Source organism: Pseudomonas sp. 57B-090624 (genome assembly GCF_003234055.1).
GTDB classification, from domain to species: Bacteria; Pseudomonadota; Gammaproteobacteria; order Pseudomonadales; family Pseudomonadaceae; genus Metapseudomonas; species Metapseudomonas tohonis.
In genome coordinates, this window is sequence record NZ_QKRU01000002.1 from 129,086 (window position 1) to 146,588 (window position 17,503).

The following is a 17,503-nucleotide window of genomic DNA, read 5'->3' on the forward strand; positions in this document are numbered from 1 at the left end:
AACCTCAGGCTAGCTGAGTCCGCAGGGGTCGTCAGTGTTTTCGCCGGCCGGTCGCAGCCAGGGCCAGCAGGCGCATGTCGGCCTCGGCCAGCACCTCGCGGCGCTCCGCCTTGCCAAGTTTCTTCCAGGCCTTGATCTCGCCACGGGTACGCCCGCAGCCCCGGCAGACATCGTCGGAGAACTGGCAGACCTTGATGCAGGGGTCCTTCATCGTCGCGCCTCGTCTTTCGGCCTCAGTGGCGGGTCTCGTCGGAGCCATCGCCCAACAGCGCCGCGTCGCCCTCCTCCGCCTCGGCAGGCGCCTCAGCGGTCGGCTGCTCGGTTTCGGGGGCGGGCAGGTCGTCGAAGTCGATCTTCAGGCCCTGTTCCATGGTGTCCAGCTCCGCCAGCAGCGAGCGGAAGCTGGTTTCCTCGCGGGGCTCGGCCGGCTCCTCGCCCGCCAGGCCGGCACGGGCCTGCAGGCCTTCGGGCACCGGCACGTCGACATCATCGAGGGCCAGCACCGGCTCGGGCTCCAGCTCGCGCAGGGCGGCCAACGGCGGCAGCTCGTCGAGGTTCTTGAGGTTGAAATGATCGAGGAAGGCCTTGGTGGTGGCGAACATCGCCGGACGGCCGGGCACGTCACGGTAACCGACCACGCGGATCCACTCGCGCTCCATCAGCGTCTTGACGATCTGGCTGTTCACCGTCACGCCACGGATATCCTCGATCTCGCCCCGGGTGATCGGCTGGCGGTAGGCGATCAGGGCCAGGGTCTCCAGCATGGCGCGCGAGTAGCGCTGCGGGCGCTCCTCCCAGAGGCGGCCGACCCAGGGAGCGAAGCGCTCGCGCACCTGCAGACGGTAACCGGATGCCACTTCCTTGAGTTCGAAAGCGCGCCCCTTGCAGGACGTGGCCAGGATCGCCAGTGCGGCACGGATCTGCGCGAGCTCCGGTCGCTCGGCTTCCTCGAACAATTCTGCGATACGCTCCAGCGACAGCGGCTTGCCGGAAGCCAACAGGTAAGCCTCGAGCAGGGAGGCCAGCTCCTTGGGGTCGTTCAGGTTCATCTACTCGGCTCTTGCACGGACGTGGATGGGTGCGAAGGGCTCATTCTGCACCAGCTCCACCAGTTGTTCCTTGATCAGCTCCAGCACCGCCATGAAGGTCACCACCACGCCCAGGCGCCCTTCCTCGGCGGTGAACAGGCTGACGAACGGCAGGAAGGCGCCGCCTTTCAGGCGCTCCAGCACCTCGCTCATGCGCTCGCGGGTGGACAGCGCCTCGCGGGTCACCTGGTGGCTTTCGAACATGTCGGCGCGGCGCAGCACCTCGGCCATGGACAGCAGCAACTCTTCCAGGCTGACGTCCGGCAGCAGCTTGCGCGCCCGTGCCTCGGGGGCATCCAGGCGCGGCACGGTGGTGTCGCGGCCGACCCGCGGCAGCATGTCGATGCCCTCGGCGGCGGCCTTGTAGCGCTCGTACTCCTGCAAGCGGCGGATCAGCTCGGCACGGGGGTCCTCCTCCTCCGCCTCGGCCTCGCTGGAGCGCGGCAGCAGCATGCGCGACTTGATCTCGGCGAGCATGGCGGCCATCACCAGGTACTCGGCGGCCAGTTCCAGGCGCACGGACTTCATCAGCTCGACGTAGCCCATGTACTGGCGGGTGATCTCCGCCACGGGGATGTCGAGGATGTTGATGTTCTGCTTGCGGATCAGGTAGAGCAGCAGGTCGAGCGGCCCCTCGAAGGCTTCGAGGAACACCTCCAGGGCATCCGGCGGGATATAGAGGTCGACAGGCAGCTCGGTGACAGCCTGCCCGTAGACCAGGGCGAAGGGCAGCTCCTGCTGGGCTCCTGCCTGGCTGTCGACCTGGGGCGCAGCCTCTGCGCTCACGCCTCGGCGTCCGTGGTGAAGGGCGTGGGGTCGCCGCAACCGGCACGCACCAGGCGCGGCTCGCCTTCGGAAAGGTCGACCACGGTGGAGGCCTCCATGCCGCCATAACCGCCGTCGATGATCAGGTCCACCTGGTGCTCGAGGATCTGGCGCATTTCATAGGGATCGCTCATCGGCAGCGCTTCGCCGGGCAGGGTCAGGGTGGCGCTCATCAGCGGCGCCCCCAGCTCTTCCAGCAGCGCCAGGGCGATGGGGTGGTCCGGCACCCGCAGGCCGATGGTACGGCGCTTGGGGTGCAGCAGCATGCGCGGCACCTCGCGGGTGGCACTGAGGATGAAGGTATAGGGGCCGGGGGTATGCGCCTTGAGCAGGCGGAACGCCGCAGTATCGACCTTGGCGAACAGCCCCAGCTCGGAAAGATCGCGGCAGACCAGGGTGAAATTGTGCTTGTCGTCCAGACGGCGCAGGCGGCGGATGCGCTCCACGCCGTTCTTCTCGCCGATGGCGCAGCCGACCGCATAGGCGGAGTCGGTCGGATAGACGATCACGCCCCCCGCCCTGACGATCTCCACCGCCTGCTTGATCAGCCGCGGCTGGGGATTCTCCGGGTGGACCTGGAAAAACTGACTCACGTTATCTCCCTGCTCAGCGTTCAGTTGGTCGTTGTGCATGTTGGAAACGCGCCGCCAGGGGCGACAGGTCCTCCGGTATGGGTCGGTAAACGCCCAGCTCCGACCAGTCCCCAGGTGCATGGAAATCGCTGCCGGCGCTCACCAGCATGCCGAATTCGCGAGCGAGGATGGTCAGCGTGCCCACCTGCTCCGCAGGCTGCATGCCGTTCACCACCTCGAGCGCATGACCGCCGGCGGCGATGAAATCCGCTACCAGCTTGCGACGCTTGGTCTTAGTGAAGTCGTAATGGTAGGGATGCGCCAGGCTGATCCAGGCCCCGGCGGCACGCAGCGTACCCACCGCCTCGGCCAGGGTCGGCCAGTGCTGCTTGACGTCGCCGAGCTTGCCCGAGCCCAGCCACTTGCGAAAGGCCTCCGCGCGATCGCGCACATGCTTCTCGCGCACCAGGAATTCGGCAAAGTGCGGCCGCGCCGGGGCGTTGCCGCTGTCACCCAGCTCGCGCTGGATCGCCCGCGCACCCTCCAGCGCACCGGGCATGCCCTTGGCCGCGAGACGACGGTCGATCTCCTCGGCCCGCGACCAGCGCCCCTGGTGCAGGTCGGCGATGGCCTGGCGCAACTCCGGGGCGTCCGGACGAAAGGCATAGCCGAGCACGTGAATCGTCGCGCCGCCCCAGGTGCAGGACAGCTCCACGCCGTCGATCAGTTCGATATCCAGCCCGGCGGCAGCGCTGCGGGCCTCTTCCAGCCCCTCGAGGGTGTCGTGGTCGGTCAGCGCCAGCACCCGAACGCCCTTTTCATGGGCGCGCGCCACCAGCACGGCGGGCGCCAGGGCGCCGTCGGAGGCCGTGCTGTGACAGTGCAGATCAATGTGCATGGCATGCGCTTTCGCTAAGGGAATGGTTTGTTATTATGCCGGCACATCCCGCTTCTGGCTGCCGCCGTGAAACAATTCATCGACTTCATCCCGCTCATCCTCTTCTTCATCGTCTACAAGCTCGACCCCCGCGCCATCGAATTCGCCGGGCACAGCGTCATGCTGGGCGGCATCTTCAGCGCCACCGCCGTACTGATCGCCGCCTCGGTGGTGGTCTACGGCGCGATCTTCCTCACCCAGCGCCGCCTGGAGAAAGGCCAGTGGCTGACCCTGGCCGCCTGCCTGGTATTCGGCGGCCTGACCCTGGCCTTCCACAGCGAGACCTTCCTCAAGTGGAAGGCACCGGTGGTCAACTGGCTGTTCGCCCTTGGCTTCGCCGCCAGCCACTTCATCGGCGACAAGCCCCTGATCCAGCGCGTCATGGGCCACGCCGTCTCGCTGCCCCAGGCCATCTGGGTGCGCCTGAACCTGGCCTGGATCGTCTTCTTCCTGTTCTGCGGCTGCGCCAACCTCTTCGTCGCCTTCACCTACCAAGAGTTCTGGGTCGACTTCAAGGTCTTCGGCAGCCTGGGCATGACCCTGCTGTTCCTCATCGGCCAGGGCATCTTCCTGGCGCGCCACATGCACGATCCCGAATCCGAAAAAACTCAAGAATAAGGACCATCATGCTCTACGCGATCATCTCCTCCGACGTTGCCGACTCCCTGGAAAAGCGCCAGGCCAACCGCCCCGCGCACCTCGCCCGCCTGGAGCAGCTGAAAGCCGAAGGCCGCCTGGTGCTGGCCGGCCCGCACCCGGCCGTGGACAGCAACGACCCGGGCAGCGCCGGCTTCACCGGCAGCCTGGTCGTCGCCGAGTTCGAATCCCTGGTCGCCGCCCAGTCCTGGGCCGAAGCCGATCCGTTCCGCACGTCGGGCGTCTACGCCAGCGTGATCGTCAAACCCTTCAAGCAGGTCTTCTGACAGCAGCACACCGAATCCATTCAGGAAACAGGAGTTCCGATGCGCCACGCCTCGCTGTCCCTGCTGTTCGCCCTGTCCCTCCTCGCTCCGCTGGCCCAGGCCGATGAAACCTTGCCGACCGTCGCTCCTAGCGCGTCGGTCGAGCCCCGCCCGGTGGAGAACGTCGCCGCGCAGGAGCTGACCGTCCTGCAACAGCGCCTGGCCGAAAGCGAGCGCCAGCGCAACGAGCTGGCCGCCCAACTGGCCAACGGCACCACGGCCGAGCGCGACACGGCGCTGCTCTCGCGCCTGCGCCAGGAAAACCAGCGCCTGAAGCTGCAACTCAAGGAAGCCCAGGCGAACCGCTCCCCGAGCCTGGTCAGCGATGACCAGATGTGGTTCGCCATCGGCGGCGGCGTGGCACTGCTTTCCTTGCTGATCGGCCTGTTCGCCCGTGGCGGGCAACGCCAGCGCCGGCAGTGGATCAACTGACGAATCGACGGCCATGAGCGAACTGCTGCTTATCGATGACGACCAGGAGCTCTGCGAGCTGCTCAACAGCTGGCTCAGCCAGGAAGGCTTCAGCGTGCGCGCCTGCCATGACGGTGTCAGCGCACGTGCCGCCCTGGCCGCCCATGCCCCGGCGGCCGTGGTGCTCGATGTGATGCTGCCCGACGGCAGCGGCCTGGAGCTGCTCAAGCAACTGCGCAGCGACCACCCGGAGCTGCCGGTACTGATGCTTTCTGCGCGAGGCGAGCCGCTGGACCGCATCCTCGGCCTGGAACTGGGTGCCGACGACTACCTGGCCAAGCCCTGCGACCCGCGCGAGCTCACTGCCCGCCTGCGCGCCGTGCTGCGCCGCACCCAGCCGCCATCGCAATCCAGCCAGCTGGAGCTGGGTGACCTCTGCTACAGCCCGGTGCGTGGCGTGGTCAACGTCGGCGAACACGAGATCAGCCTCACCGTCTCCGAAGGCCGCCTGCTCGAAGCCCTGCTGCGCCAGCCCGGCGAGCCGCTGGACAAGCAGGAACTCGCGCAACTGGCCCTGGGCCGCAAGCTGACCCTCTACGACCGCAGCCTGGACATGCACGTCAGCAACCTGCGCAAGAAGCTCGGCCCACACGCCGACGGCAGGCCGCGCATCGTCGCCCTGCGCAGCCGCGGCTATTACTACAGCACCTGAGGCAGGCTGCCCGGGCCTCGCCCCGGCTCGTCCCGAGCCATTCGTATCGGCGAGCTGAACCTCTCTTTACCCAAGCTTTACCCAGGCCTGACCGCCCTTGACCTTGCCCTCCCTAGACTGAGCACATCCGGCAACCAGCCGGTTCAGAAACAAGGAGATAGACCATGCGCAAGACAATCGCCGCCCTGTTGCTCGCAGCCGCCCTGCCCACCGTCGCCATGGCCATGCCCGAAGACGGCCCCGGCCCGGAGCGCGGCTTCGGCGGCCCCGGTCACGGTGGCCCCGGCCTGTTCAAGGAGCTGGACCTGAGCCGCGAACAGCGTCACCAGGTCGGCAAGCTGATGGGCGATTCCATGAGAAGCCGCCACGACATCACCCAGAAGTACCTGGACAAGCTGCCCGCCGCCGACAAGAAGGCCATGCAGGACGAACTGAAGGCCAGCGAGGAAAAGAACCGCGCCGACATCCGCGCGCTGCTCAAGCCCGAGCAGCAGAAGGAGTTCGACGAGCTGCAGAAGAAGATGGAGGAGCGCCGCGCCGAACGCGCCGAGTTCGAGGCCTGGAAAGCCCAGCGCGCGCAGAAGACCCAATGACCCTGGCGGCCTGACCGCCAGCCCCAGTGCCCATCAGGCACCCGCCTGATGGGCTTTGCCGTTTCCGGAGGAGACTCGCGTGCGTTCACTGTTCTGGCGGATCCTCGCCGCCTTCTGGCTCGCCCTGGCCTTGGTCGCCGGCCTCGCCATGCTGCTGGGCCGCGCCCTCAACCAGGACGCCTGGATCCTCAGCCGCCACCCTGCCCTGCAGGGCCTGGCGGAAACCCTGGTGCAGCGCTACGAGGTCGGCGGGCCGGACGAGGTGCAGCGCCTGCTCGAACAGTTCAAGCGCCGCGCCCGCATCGACGTGCAGATCCTCAACGACAGCGGCCAGCCGGTGGTGCGCGGCACCTTCCCGCCCCGCGCCGCCGCCTTCGAGGCCCGCCAGCACGACGAGCGCCTGCCCTGGCGCCGCCTCACCGAGGAATACACCAGCCCGCGCAGCGGCGACTCGTTCCTGCTGATCTACCGCATCCCCTACCCCGAACTGGAAGCCTGGCACCGCGGCAGCCTGCTCTGGCCCTTCAGCGCCCTGGGCATCGCGCTGGTGGTGCTGACCCTGTTCAGCCTGGCACTGACCCTCTATATCACCCGTCCGTTGAACCGCCTGCGCCGTGCCGTGCACGACCTCGGCAAGACCGCCTACCAGCAGGACAGCCTGGAACGCCTGTCCCGGCGCCGCGACGAACTCGGCGTGCTGGCCGGCGATTTCAACCGCATGGGCCAGCGCCTGCAGGGGCTGATCGGCAGCCAGCGCCAGCTGCTGCGTGACGTCTCCCACGAGCTGCGCTCGCCCCTGGCGCGCCTGCGCATCGCCCTGGCCCTGGCCGAACGCGCGGGGCCCGAACAGCGCGAGGCCCTGTGGCCGCGCCTGGGCCAGGAATGCGACCGGCTGGAAGCGCTGATCAGCGAGATACTCGCCCTGGCGCGCCTGGATGCCGAACCCGGTGCGACCCACCCGATCGAGCTGCGTCCGCTGCTGGCGGGCCTCGCCGACGACGCGCGCCTGCTGTACCCCGAGCAGCGCGTCGAGATCCGCTGCCCCGCCGAGCTGCGCCTGGACGGCTGGCCGGACATGCTGGAGCGCGCCCTGGACAACCTCCTGCGCAACGCCCTGCGCTTCAACCCGGCCGAACAGCCGGTGGAACTGGACGCCAGCCAGGCCGACGGCCTGTTGCGCGTGCAGGTCCGCGACCACGGCCCCGGCGTTGCACCGGAGCACCTGGCGCAGTTGGGCGAGCCCTTCTACCGTGCCCCGGGCCAGGCTGCAGCGGGCCATGGCCTCGGGCTGGCCATCGCCCGTCGCGCCGTGGAACGCCACGGCGGCTCGCTGGCGCTGGCCAACCACCCCGGCGGTGGCTTCGTCGCCAGCATCGAACTGCCGCTGCACCCGCAAGGCCGAGTGCCCCCCAGGCAATGAAAAACCCGGCGGAGGCACCTCCAGCCGGGTTCTTCGGTGCCGCCGTCGATGATCAGCCCCAGGCGTTCACGAAATCAGCCGGAGCCAGCTCCGGCGGGCTGCGGCGCTCGCCCTCCACACTGCCCAGGTAGAGGAAACCCACGACCTGCTCGTTGTCGGCCAGGCCCAGGCCACGGGCGACACGAGGGTCGTAGCTCAGCTCGCCGGTGCGCCAGATGGCGCCCAGCCCCTGCGCATGGGCGGCAAGCAGGATGCCGTGGGCGGCACAGCCCGCCGACAGCACCTGCTCACTTTCCGGCACCTTGTGCCCGGCGGTCAGGCGGGCGATCACCACCACCAGCAGCGGCGCACGCAGCGGCATGCCGAGGGCCTTGTTCACCGCCGCCTCGGGAGCCTGCGGGTCCTTGGCCTTCACCGCCTCGGCGAACAGCTCGCCCAGCCGGTTGCGGGCCTCGCCCTCGATGGTGAGGAAGCGCCAAGGCCGCAGGTAGCCATGGTCCGGAGCGCGCAGGGCGGCACGGAACAGCACCTCGCGTTGCGCCGCATCGGGCGCCGGCTCCACCAGCCGGGACAGGGATACGCGGTTGAGCAGAGCGTCGAGAGCCTCCATCGGCCACCTCCAGATTCGAGTGAAGCGGCATTCTAGCCGAAGTTGCGAAGCATTCCGGGCCTACACGCCGCTTTACAGCCCGACGTACCTGCGTAGAATCTCGCTCCTCCTTCCCCGGTCCAGACATGCCATGGCGCTGCCGACCCTCCGCACCATCGCCTTCATCATCGGCATCTTTCTCATCACCCTGTCGATCAGCATGGTGGTGCCGATGCTGGCGCTGCTGGTGTTCGATCGCACCGACGACCTGAGTGCCTTCACCTGGTCGAGCTTGATCACGTTCATCTCAGGCGTCGCCCTGGTGGCCCAGGGCCGGCCCGAACACGTGCACATGCGCCCCCGCGACATGTACCTGCTGACCACCGCCAGCTGGGTGGTCGTGTGCTGCTTCGCGGCGCTGCCGATGGTGCTCATCCAGCACATCAGCTACACCGATGCCTTCTTCGAAACCATGTCCGGCATCACCACCACCGGCTCGACCGTCCTCACCGGGCTGGACTCCGCCTCGCCCGGCCTGTTGCTGTGGCGCTCGATGCTGCACTGGCTGGGGGGCATCGGCTTCATCGGCATGGCCGTGGCGATCCTGCCGCTGCTGCGTATCGGCGGCATGCGCCTGTTCCAGACGGAATCCTCCGACTGGGGCGAGAAGGTGATGCCGCGCTCGCACATGGCGGCCAAATACATCCTCCTCGTCTACATCAGCCTCACCGCCCTGGGCACCCTGGCCTTCTGGCTGGCGGGCATGACCCCCTTCGACGCCATCAACCACGCCGCCTCGCTGATCTCCACCGGAGGCTTCTCCACCTCCGACAGCTCCATCGCGAACTGGCGGCAGCCAGCGGTGCACTGGGTCGCCGTGGCGGTGATGATCCTCGGCAGCCTGCCCTTCACCCTCTATGTCGCCAGCCTGCGCGGCAACCGCAAGGCCCTTGTCCGCGACCACCAGGTGCGGGGTTTCATCCTCTTCCTGGTCACCACCTGGCTGCTCTTCGGCACCTGGTTCTGGGCCAACTCGGAAAACAGCTGGATCGACGCCGTCCGCATCGTCGCCGTCAACGTCACCTCGGTGGTCACGACCACCGGTGTCGCCCTGGGCGACTACACCCTGTGGGGCAGCTTCTCGGTGATGCTCTTCTTCTACCTGACCTTCGTCGGCGGCTGCTCCGGCTCCACCGCCGGCGGCCTGAAGATATTCCGCTTCCAGGTCGCCCTGGTCATGCTCAAGGCCAACCTGCAGCAACTGGTGCACCCGCGAGCGGTGATCCGGCAGAAATACAACGGGCACAACATCGACGAGGAAATCGTCCGCTCGCTGATCACCTTTTCCTTCTTCTTCACCGTGACCATAGGCGTCATCGCCCTGGGCCTCTGCCTGATCGGCCTCGACTGGACCACCGCCATCACGGGCGCCGCCACCGCGGTCTGCAACGTCGGCCCCGGGCTGGGACCGACCATCGGCCCGGCCGGCAACTTCTCCAGCCTGCCGGATGCGGCGAAATGGCTGCTGACCTTCGGCATGCTCCTCGGCCGCCTGGAGATCCTCACCGTCCTGGTGCTCTTCACCCGCGCCTTCTGGAAGCACTGAACCCCGGAGGCGGCGAGCATGGACAGGTCGCCCAGCCCGGATAGAATGGCGACCTCGACAACTCAGAGCTCGACCCATGGCATTGCCGACCCTGCGCATCATCGGCTTCATCATCGGCATATTCCTGATCACCCTGGCCGTGAGCATGGCCATCCCCGTGCTGACGCTGTTCATCTTCGAACGCACCCAGGACATCCACTCCTTCGTCTGGTCGAGCCTGATCACCTTCCTCGCCGGCCTGGCGCTGGTCATCCCCGGGCGCCCCGAGCACGTGCACCTGCGCCCGCGCGACATGTACCTGCTCACCGTTTCCAGTTGGGTGGTGGTGGCGATCTTCGCCGCGCTGCCGTTCCTCTTCACCCAGCACATCAGCTACACCGATGCCTTCTTCGAGAGCATGTCGGGCATCACGGCCACCGGTGCCACCGTGCTCAGCGGGCTGGACACCATGTCACCCGGCATCCTCATCTGGCGCTCGCTGCTGCACTGGCTCGGCGGCATCGGCTTCATCGGCATGGCGGTGGCGATCCTGCCGCTGCTGCGCATCGGCGGCATGCGCCTGTTCCAGACCGAGTCCTCCGACCGCTCCGACAAGGTCATGCCGCGCTCGCACATGGTGGCCAAGTTCATCGTCCTGGTTTACGTCAGCTTCACCCTGCTCGGCACCCTGGGCTTCTGGCTGGCCGGCATGAACGCCTTCGACGCGGTCAACCACGCCATGTCGGCGATTTCCACCGGTGGCTTCTCCACCTCCGACCAATCCCTGGCCAAGTGGCACCAGCCGGCCGTGCACTGGGTCGCGGTGGTGGTGATGATCCTCGGCAGCCTGCCCTTCGCCCTCTACGTCTCCACCCTGCGCGGGCACCGCAAGGCGCTGATCAAGGACCACCAGGTGCGCGGCTTCCTCGGCCTGCTGCTGGTGATCTGGCTGGTGCTCGGCACCTGGTACTGGGCGACCACCGAGCTGCATTGGCTCGACGCCCTGCGCCACGTGGCGGTCAACACCACCTCGATCCTCACCACCACCGGCTTCGCCCTGGGCGACTACAGCCTGTGGGGCAACTTCTCGCTGATGCTGTTCTTCTACCTGGGTTTCATCGGCGGCTGCTCCGGTTCCACCGCCGGCGGCATCAAGATCTTCCGCTTCCAGGTCGCCTACATCCTGCTCAAGGCCAACCTCTACCAGCTGATCCACCCCCGCGCGGTGATCAAGCAGAAATACAACGGCCACCGCCTCGACGAAGAGATCGTCCGCTCGATCCTCACCTTCTCCTTCTTCTTCACCATCACCATCTGCGTCATGGCCCTGGGGCTGTCGCTGATGGGGGTGGACTGGATCACCGCACTCACCGGCGCCGCCAGCAGCGTGTCCGGCGTCGGCCCGGGCCTGGGTGAGGTGATCGGGCCGGCGGGCAACTTCTCCAGCCTGCCGGACGGCGCCAAGTGGCTGCTCTCCATGGGCATGCTGCTGGGCCGCCTGGAAATCATCACCGTGCTGGTGATCTGCACGCCGTATTTCTGGAGGCATTGAGGCTCCCGCACGCGCTGAGGCCTGCAGGTCGTGCCGTGCGAATCGGCTCTCGCTTTTCAGGTGGAGATCGGGCGGCGGCGGATGCCAGGCGGCGCATGCGCCGCTGGGCGACTGAAGTCGCCCCTACGGCCTTCTACGTCCTGCAGACCCCGAAAGGCGATTACAGGCGCGCGCGGTACTCGCCGGGGGTGACATCGAACCAGCGGCGGAAGGCGCGGAAGAAGTTGCTCGGGTCGGCGAAGCCCAGCAGGTAGGCGGTCTCCAGCAACGTCAGGTTGGGCTGCGCCAGGTACTGCTCGGCCAGCTCGCGACGGGTGTCGTCCAGCAATTGCTGGAAGCTGGTGCCCTCTTCCTGCAGGCGGCGCTGCAGGGTGCGCTGGGACAGGTGCAGGGTGCTGGCCACCACCTCGCGCTTGGGTTCGCCCTGGGGCAGCAGTCGGCACAGTACCTGGCGCGCCTGGTGGGTCACGCGGCTGCCGGAGAAACGCGCCAGGTACTCGCCAGCGAAGCGGTCGTGCAACTGCGCCAGTGATTCGTTGGCCGTGGGCAGTGGCGTCTCCATGTCGGCGCGGTCGAACAGCAGCGCATAGTGCTCGGCGTTGAACCGCAACGGCGCCTGGAACACCTGGCGATAGGGCTCCATGTCCGCAGGCGGCGGGCCCTGGAAGCGGATTTCCAGCGGGTTGATCGGCCGCCCCGTCATCCAGCGGCAGAAGGCCAGGGAATAGGCCATGGACGCCTCGGCGCTCTGCCGTGCCGGCGGCAGGCGGTCGCCATGGATCGCCAGGACCAGCGCATAGCCCTCGGCCGTGGCGCGAAAGCTCAGGTCCGCGCCCTCGGCGATGATCCGCTGGTAGCGCACCAGGCGGGCGAAGCCTTCCTTGAGGGTGCGGCTGGACATCAGCGCATACCCCACCACATGGAAGGACGCCGGCCTCACCACCTTGGCCATGTTCAGGCCGATGGCCGGGTTGCCCGACAGCTCCACCGCGCGCAGCCACAGGCGGGTCATGCCGTCCTGGGGGAAGCGGGCATCGGGATCGTTCAGGGCGGCGTAGTCGAGCCCCAGTTCGGGGAACAGGTTGCGGCAGTCGACGCCGCCCATTTCCAGCGCCTGGACGATCCCCAGGGCCCAGCTCGATGACGTGGTACGTTCGCTCATGGCGCCTTCTTGTTCTGTCAGACGGAGACCACAGGACAGGGTCTGGCGACGAAGGATACTAACCCAAGAGGGTGAATGTAAGGCCCAGTGTTTACGCGGGTTTCGGCGAAACTGCTCCACCGAAAAAGGGGTATAACGGGTCTGAATTGGGCTGGTTATGCCAGCTTAATGACAGGCTACCCGGCCCATTGCTCACCCGCCACAGTGCATTTATTGTGACTGCGTAACGCCATATACATGACACGGAGGTCGCAATGCGTGCAGCAATTCTCGCTGCTGGCTTGGCTCTACTCTGCGGCTGCGCTGCAGACGTGAAGAAAGGTTCCTCATCTGATATAGCGCTACCTGCCGATACGCGCGCAAACCTAGTTGTGAACTTCCGCGGAGACCAGAAGGTTACCTCCAGCGAAGACTGGGGTCGGTTCCGCACGATGTGGAAGAAGGCACTGGCAACTGAGGCCTATCCATACGGATACAAGGTCATCGATCAGTATGGAGCGCCCCGAGCAACGGACGCTCCCGCCCTCCTCCTCGTAATCGATGTCAGCAAGTTCCGCTACGTAACGACCAGCATGCGCTACGGCCTAGGCCTGTGGAGCGGCAACGCCTGGGTCATGTCCAGCGTATCAATCCGAGACGGGGAGACTGGACAGGAGTACGGAAGCCGGACCTATGACACTAGATCCACGGCCTGGGAAGGCATCTTCTCAGCGATGACTGACAAGCAGCTCGCGGCCATTTCTAAAGAGATGATCTCGGAGATCAAAACAGCGCGTGCGTTGCCGCCAAAGCCGCAGCCGACCGCTGCGGAGGCAATCAGTCTACCGAAGGAACAACGGATCAAGCTACTCCAGCAGCAGAACCTCCCATATGACCAGTACCAGCTGGAGTACCGGAGGATCATGGGGGAGTGACTCCAGGTGGTTACCAGGTTTGTGCAACGGTGATTCCATTGTGTTCTGGAATGCCAAAAAAGCTTGACTAAACTGCAGAGCCAATAGCCATAAATGAAACGGAATTCAAATGAAAAAACAGCTGATTGAGCCAAGACTTATTGGACGGCGGTTCGATGACCACACAATTCCCCTCGAGGTACTTAAGGATATTTCAGTACTGGAGGAGTTTATTATTGCCGTCGCAAAGTGGCTATATGTACAAGATCACGACGGAAGGGTCAGAAGTCCAAAGGGCTTTGCTGCCGCGCTTTCGATTGCGCTATCCGGCGTTAGAAATGGAAGTGCCATACCAGCAATTGCCTTTTCATACGATGATGGCACCGGAGGTCTTTTGCCCCCAGCGAATGAAGAGTACTTCGTTCGCGCCACTGAATGCATTGGCAGAGCCATAGACGCTGCTGTATATAAAGAGAACATCACGCAACATGTTCCTACAGCGCTCCTCGGATATTTTGATCGATTTGGCAGAAGTCTCAGAGATGGTGAGGCTTTAGAGCTATTCCCGAACAGCATTAGGAAAGGAACGCTTACTAAGCCGACAAGACGGCTTCTGTTGCTAGCATCTCAGAATCAAATCATCACAGACGAAATTATTATAAGAGGATTGGTTCCTGAGATAAATCAGAACCGAATGAGTTTTGAGATCCAGACTCCTGGAGGGAGGAAGATTGATGTCAAGATGGATGCCGTTCATCTTGACACCATACTGGAAGCTACCAATGGATACCGAAATGGCATTAAAATTTCGGTAAAAGGTGTCGGCCGGTACGACAGAACAGGCCGACTGCAGTCTATTGAAAGTATTGAAGAGGTGGTCATCATAGATATGAATGATCCACTTGCAAGAATTGATGAGCTTCGCCTATTAAAAGATGGCTGGCTAGATGGAATCGGATTGGCGCCAAAGGCCTCCGATTTGGATTGGCTGGAGCACTTTTTTTCTGAGCGATTCCCGAGCAGCTGCTACCCATTCATTTATCCAACCGAAGAAGGTGGAGTGCAACTTGAATGGGAAAGCAAGAGCCATGACATCAGTATCAAACTGGACTTCCGGCGTAAAGCCGTCGAAGTTCACGACCTTTCCTCTGAGCAGGAGGAAGATTGGTTTGAAGAGTTCTCTCTTGAAAATTTTGAGAGACTGGAGCAGACCATAAATAAATCTGTAAAGTTCGTCATGGATGACATTCAATGAACGATGACACTATGCTTCTTCGCCAAGTGAATCCGAGCTTTGTTCAATCAGGAAGAGTCACTTCACAAGTATTTTCACCAACCCCAAAAGATGAAAACAAACTTTCATGCTATGACGGTGACTTGATTACCGCACGCCTCTCGCACCAGCATTTCACTGAAACTCTAGGCTTTCGCTCTACAGGTGTTCTTGGAGTTACTGTTAAGGAATGCACAGATTTGGAACTCCCCTCCAAGCCAGATCCTGACCCATTTCCAGAGCACGCAGTTATAGACTTCGAAGGGAAGTCAAAGAAAGAGATCGAAAGGAAGGCTAAAGAGCTCAGAGGCATCGCAACAACCCGCGGATACCAGTACCAACCATGAGCTAGTAGCCCCGCCCAGTGCGGGGCTTTTTCATTCCGCCCTACACCTCATACGACTCAGCTAGCCGGCATCCGAACCCTTGTAGAAGTGAGACCAAGCCAGACCGCTGAAACCCAAGATTCCAGCCACCAAGCTGTCGTTTTCCTTCAAGGCCACGTACAAACCCAGAAGCTCAAACGGCTGCAGCTTCGGCTTTCCATCCACCAGTACTATGTGCGCCCCCGCCTGCCACAGTACATACAGAGCAAAAGCGGCCAGCCCCACAGTGATGCCACCCCACACAAACATTCCTATGTCTCTTAGAGTCATACCTGATCCTCCCTGATGTTGGTTTGACCGGTATAGCTCAAGGCCAGCACCGCGCAAATGCAACTACCGCCCAGGCCCTGGTCTATTCTGTGGGGAGATCATCATGTGCGGACGCGTCGCCCAGTAGGCCATGCCGGTCAGCTCTGCCACTGATTGCCCCCTGAACAGCAGAACCCTCCCTTGCTGTTTTCGCCCCTCATCCTGAAGCCGGCGGTCTCTCCATCTTTATCCCAGTAGAAGGATGTCGAGATGTTGGCCGGGTTCGGCGATAATGCCGCTCCTGAAATCACCAAGGACATGGAATGTTCTCTCGCAAAAGCTCCGCGGCCCTCAATGGGATCGCATTCATCATCTCGGGCGCCATCCTTCTTTTTTGCCTTCCGAAACTCGTCCACTGGGTCTCCTTGCTAGTGGTCGTGCCTGCGTTGCTGGTAGGGCTACTGCCAGAAGCGATTGGGGGGGGGGAAATCAGGTTTATCGCGGTCTATTTCGCAGTTGGAGCTGCTTGGGGCGCTCTGCGTAAGCTGCCTTCCAAGCCGTCGGAGTTCCTCAAAGCAATCAGCATTCGCTTCGGGCTGTTTTCGGTCCTTCCTGGAGTCGCGTTCCTCCTCATGGTCTACTTCGCCGATATTTAGGGCAGCCCTCTGGTCTAGCCTTCCTGCACCATTTCGAGGGGTGTTGTGGTCAACGAAAACTGGACACTCGTTTAGGTTTATCCGGCCAGTGATTAGTTTCCGCTGGCGTTCTGTTGCCGTTGTAGCTTGTGTGGCCATTGATGGTTGTAGTAATCCGTCAGGTAGCGCAGCACATCAGCCCCAGCTTGTCCTTGGCTGGCATAGCCACGCTACAAATCCATGACTGCTACCAGATAGATCCAGCGATTACCCGCCCAGATGTATGTCACATCACCGCACCACACTTGGTTGGGGTCGCTCACTGTGAACTGCCGATCCAATGTGTGGTTACGCACACATCTCATGGCTGGGCAAAGCTTAACGCCCTATCGGGGTATCCAGAATCATTGAGCCATAACACTGCCAAGCGCCACAAAGCGCACACTAGAGACGAGATCAACAGCTACGAACCGCAGCTGCATCACACCAAAAACTCTTGAAGCCAGGACTCGAAGTCCTGGCTATAGCTCTACTGCCCGCCGACAGGTTGCGGATCTTGAGCCTCGCGGTCGCGCTTAAAGGAACTACGACTCTGTCGAGCAGCCTTCTTCCGGGTGCCGCCGTTGCACTCCTGGCAGGACAGGGTGAGGTTATAGAGCGAATCCGAAAATAGGCCAGCTGTCAGACCTTGCACGGCGTCCTGTTCCAATCGCTGCGGCGCTGTGTGATCGCCCTGTATACCGGCCGAGGTGATCCAGCGCTGACACCATTCGCACCGGAAGAAAATCTGCCTCTGCCCACGAATATCCTCTACGGCGAATAGCGATTGACGGTAAGCGCGATTGATGACCATCGCCTTATACGAATGGCCAGGCCAATCGTCGATATTCCAACTTCTTCCATCGACATCTCTGTACTCAGGCATTTCCGTGCCCTCCATGCTTGATCGCGTAGAGAGGCATAGACCACTGTCGCGACGCCTGCCCGACTGGCCGACAAACGACCTTATCCAACCTGCGGAGTTATCTGCGCAAAGCCTTGAGCGATGCTGTGGACGATGAGCTGATCGATTCCAACCTCTTGCTGGCTGTGAGTATCGAACTAAAGGTGCGATCAACAGGACGATGATGTAGCCCCTTTCGCCGTTGAGGAGCAGGAAGCCATCTTGGCGGCTGCTCCGAAGGATCTGCGTGCACAGCTTCGCCTTCTGGACAGGCCCGCGGCACAGCGAGCTCATTGCGCTGGAGCGGGGGAATATCGACTGGCCGGCCGGTGAGTTCCGGGTAGTGAGGGCAGAGATAAGAGCGGCCAAGGTGCCGGCTGCGCCGAAGCTCCGGCGCGAGAAGCGCTGCTACTGCAAAGCAGCCAGACGTTCCTCGCCGGCGGGCGGATGTTCATCAACCCGATCAGCGGCCTCCCTGGGACAGCTCTGAGGATATCCGTCGAGCAATGTGGGCAGCCAAACAGATGGGGCACAAAGACTGGACGATGATCGCCAGGATTGACGGGCGATGGATACCGTCAGCAGACCCAGGCGCAGGTGAGAAGGCAGTACGTCTATTCGGTGGAAATGCCACAGAGATGGCAGCAATCGGGCTGTAAGGCCCGAAACATGGGGCGGCGCGCCAGGATACTAAACTGGCACCTAATGTCACTGGT

Annotated in this window: 21 protein-coding genes and 1 pseudogene; 12 read left to right on the forward strand and 10 right to left on the reverse strand. The window is 63.4% G+C overall.

Annotated elements, in window-relative coordinates; translation table 11 throughout:
- Window positions 1-31 precede the first annotated feature (31 nt).
- The 5 genes from DMX10_RS01750 to DMX10_RS01770 all read right to left on the reverse strand — a co-directional run bounded on the left by DMX10_RS01750 (window position 32) and on the right by DMX10_RS01770 (window position 3,383).
- On the reverse strand, window positions 32-211 hold the full coding sequence (locus tag DMX10_RS01750) for a DUF1289 domain-containing protein (RefSeq protein ID WP_111259479.1): 180 nt from the start codon (window positions 209-211) through the stop codon (window positions 32-34).
- A gap of 22 nt (window positions 212-233) precedes the next feature.
- Window positions 234-1,049 carry an SMC-Scp complex subunit ScpB gene (gene scpB, locus DMX10_RS01755; protein WP_111259480.1) on the reverse strand — a complete coding sequence of 272 codons (816 nt, stop codon included), beginning with the start codon at window positions 1,047-1,049 and terminating at the stop codon, window positions 234-236.
- The gene (locus DMX10_RS01760) at window positions 1,050-1,748 is read right to left on the reverse strand and encodes a ScpA family protein (RefSeq protein ID WP_178082910.1); all 699 of its coding nucleotides are present in this window, start codon (window positions 1,746-1,748) and stop codon (window positions 1,050-1,052) included.
- A 122-nt stretch (window positions 1,749-1,870) separates the two neighbouring features.
- On the reverse strand, window positions 1,871-2,506 hold the full coding sequence (locus DMX10_RS01765; protein ID WP_111259482.1) for an L-threonylcarbamoyladenylate synthase: 636 nt from the start codon (window positions 2,504-2,506) through the stop codon (window positions 1,871-1,873).
- A gap of 13 nt (window positions 2,507-2,519) precedes the next feature.
- Window positions 2,520-3,383, reverse strand: a complete 864-nt coding sequence (locus tag DMX10_RS01770) for a PHP domain-containing protein (protein ID WP_111259483.1) — start codon at window positions 3,381-3,383, stop codon at window positions 2,520-2,522.
- 66 nt (window positions 3,384-3,449) lie between these two features.
- Here DMX10_RS01770 and DMX10_RS01775 point away from each other — a divergent pair, with 66 nt between their 5' ends.
- The 6 genes from DMX10_RS01775 (at window position 3,450) to DMX10_RS01800 (ending at window position 7,520) form a co-directional block, all read left to right on the forward strand.
- The gene (locus DMX10_RS01775; RefSeq protein WP_218281304.1) at window positions 3,450-4,040 is read left to right on the forward strand and encodes a septation protein A; all 591 of its coding nucleotides are present in this window, start codon (window positions 3,450-3,452) and stop codon (window positions 4,038-4,040) included.
- An 8-nt stretch (window positions 4,041-4,048) separates the two neighbouring features.
- Window positions 4,049-4,345: a YciI family protein gene (locus tag DMX10_RS01780; protein WP_111259485.1), complete on the forward strand. Its 297-nt coding sequence runs from the start codon at window positions 4,049-4,051 to the stop codon at window positions 4,343-4,345.
- A gap of 39 nt (window positions 4,346-4,384) precedes the next feature.
- A complete protein-coding gene (locus DMX10_RS01785) occupies window positions 4,385-4,816 on the forward strand; it encodes a hypothetical protein (protein ID WP_111259486.1) in 432 nt (143 codons plus the stop codon).
- A 13-nt stretch (window positions 4,817-4,829) separates the two neighbouring features.
- A complete protein-coding gene (locus tag DMX10_RS01790; protein ID WP_111259487.1) occupies window positions 4,830-5,507 on the forward strand; it encodes a response regulator transcription factor in 678 nt (225 codons plus the stop codon).
- Window positions 5,508-5,671: 164 nt separating this feature from the next.
- Window positions 5,672-6,100, forward strand: coding sequence for an LTXXQ domain protein (locus DMX10_RS01795; protein ID WP_111259488.1), 429 nt, complete (start codon window positions 5,672-5,674; stop codon window positions 6,098-6,100).
- A 79-nt stretch (window positions 6,101-6,179) separates the two neighbouring features.
- Window positions 6,180-7,520, forward strand: a complete 1,341-nt coding sequence (locus tag DMX10_RS01800; protein WP_111259489.1) for a HAMP domain-containing sensor histidine kinase — start codon at window positions 6,180-6,182, stop codon at window positions 7,518-7,520.
- A 52-nt stretch (window positions 7,521-7,572) separates the two neighbouring features.
- Here the strand turns inward: DMX10_RS01800 and DMX10_RS01805 are convergent, their stop codons facing one another.
- Entirely contained in the window at window positions 7,573-8,130 is a 558-nt protein-coding gene (locus DMX10_RS01805; protein WP_111259490.1) for a nitroreductase family protein, read from the reverse strand.
- A 130-nt stretch (window positions 8,131-8,260) separates the two neighbouring features.
- Here DMX10_RS01805 and DMX10_RS01810 point away from each other — a divergent pair, with 130 nt between their 5' ends.
- On the forward strand, window positions 8,261-9,715 hold the full coding sequence (locus DMX10_RS01810; RefSeq protein ID WP_111259491.1) for a TrkH family potassium uptake protein: 1,455 nt from the start codon (window positions 8,261-8,263) through the stop codon (window positions 9,713-9,715).
- A 76-nt stretch (window positions 9,716-9,791) separates the two neighbouring features.
- Window positions 9,792-11,246: a TrkH family potassium uptake protein gene (locus tag DMX10_RS01815; protein WP_111259492.1), complete on the forward strand. Its 1,455-nt coding sequence runs from the start codon at window positions 9,792-9,794 to the stop codon at window positions 11,244-11,246.
- A gap of 160 nt (window positions 11,247-11,406) precedes the next feature.
- Here DMX10_RS01815 and DMX10_RS01820 read toward each other — a convergent pair whose 3' ends face one another.
- A complete protein-coding gene (locus tag DMX10_RS01820; RefSeq protein WP_111259493.1) occupies window positions 11,407-12,408 on the reverse strand; it encodes an AraC family transcriptional regulator in 1,002 nt (333 codons plus the stop codon).
- Window positions 12,409-12,662: 254 nt separating this feature from the next.
- On the opposite strand from DMX10_RS01820, the gene DMX10_RS01825 reads away from it, so the two are divergent.
- The 3 genes from DMX10_RS01825 to DMX10_RS01835 all read left to right on the forward strand — a co-directional run bounded on the left by DMX10_RS01825 (window position 12,663) and on the right by DMX10_RS01835 (window position 14,921).
- Window positions 12,663-13,322 carry a hypothetical protein gene (locus DMX10_RS01825; protein WP_111259494.1) on the forward strand — a complete coding sequence of 220 codons (660 nt, stop codon included), beginning with the start codon at window positions 12,663-12,665 and terminating at the stop codon, window positions 13,320-13,322.
- 109 nt (window positions 13,323-13,431) lie between these two features.
- Entirely contained in the window at window positions 13,432-14,556 is a 1,125-nt protein-coding gene (locus DMX10_RS01830) for a hypothetical protein (protein ID WP_111259495.1), read from the forward strand.
- A complete protein-coding gene (locus tag DMX10_RS01835; protein WP_111259496.1) occupies window positions 14,553-14,921 on the forward strand; it encodes a hypothetical protein in 369 nt (122 codons plus the stop codon). The genes DMX10_RS01830 and DMX10_RS01835 overlap by 4 nt, the downstream gene beginning before the upstream one ends.
- Before the next feature lie 60 nt (window positions 14,922-14,981).
- On the opposite strand, the gene DMX10_RS01840 is transcribed toward DMX10_RS01835, so the two are convergent.
- Entirely contained in the window at window positions 14,982-15,230 is a 249-nt protein-coding gene (locus DMX10_RS01840) for a hypothetical protein (RefSeq protein ID WP_111259497.1), read from the reverse strand.
- Window positions 15,231-15,532: 302 nt separating this feature from the next.
- Here DMX10_RS01840 and DMX10_RS01845 point away from each other — a divergent pair, with 302 nt between their 5' ends.
- Window positions 15,533-15,865 (forward strand): hypothetical protein, encoded by a 333-nt coding sequence (locus DMX10_RS01845; protein WP_111259498.1) that lies wholly within the window; start codon window positions 15,533-15,535, stop codon window positions 15,863-15,865.
- A 212-nt stretch (window positions 15,866-16,077) separates the two neighbouring features.
- Here DMX10_RS01845 and DMX10_RS33100 read toward each other — a convergent pair.
- Window positions 16,078-16,191: pseudogene (locus tag DMX10_RS33100) on the reverse strand (IS3 family transposase); the annotation flags it as partial.
- A 182-nt stretch (window positions 16,192-16,373) separates the two neighbouring features.
- On the reverse strand, window positions 16,374-16,769 hold the full coding sequence (locus DMX10_RS01850; RefSeq protein WP_111259499.1) for a hypothetical protein: 396 nt from the start codon (window positions 16,767-16,769) through the stop codon (window positions 16,374-16,376).
- Between the last annotated feature and the right edge of the window lie 734 nt (window positions 16,770-17,503).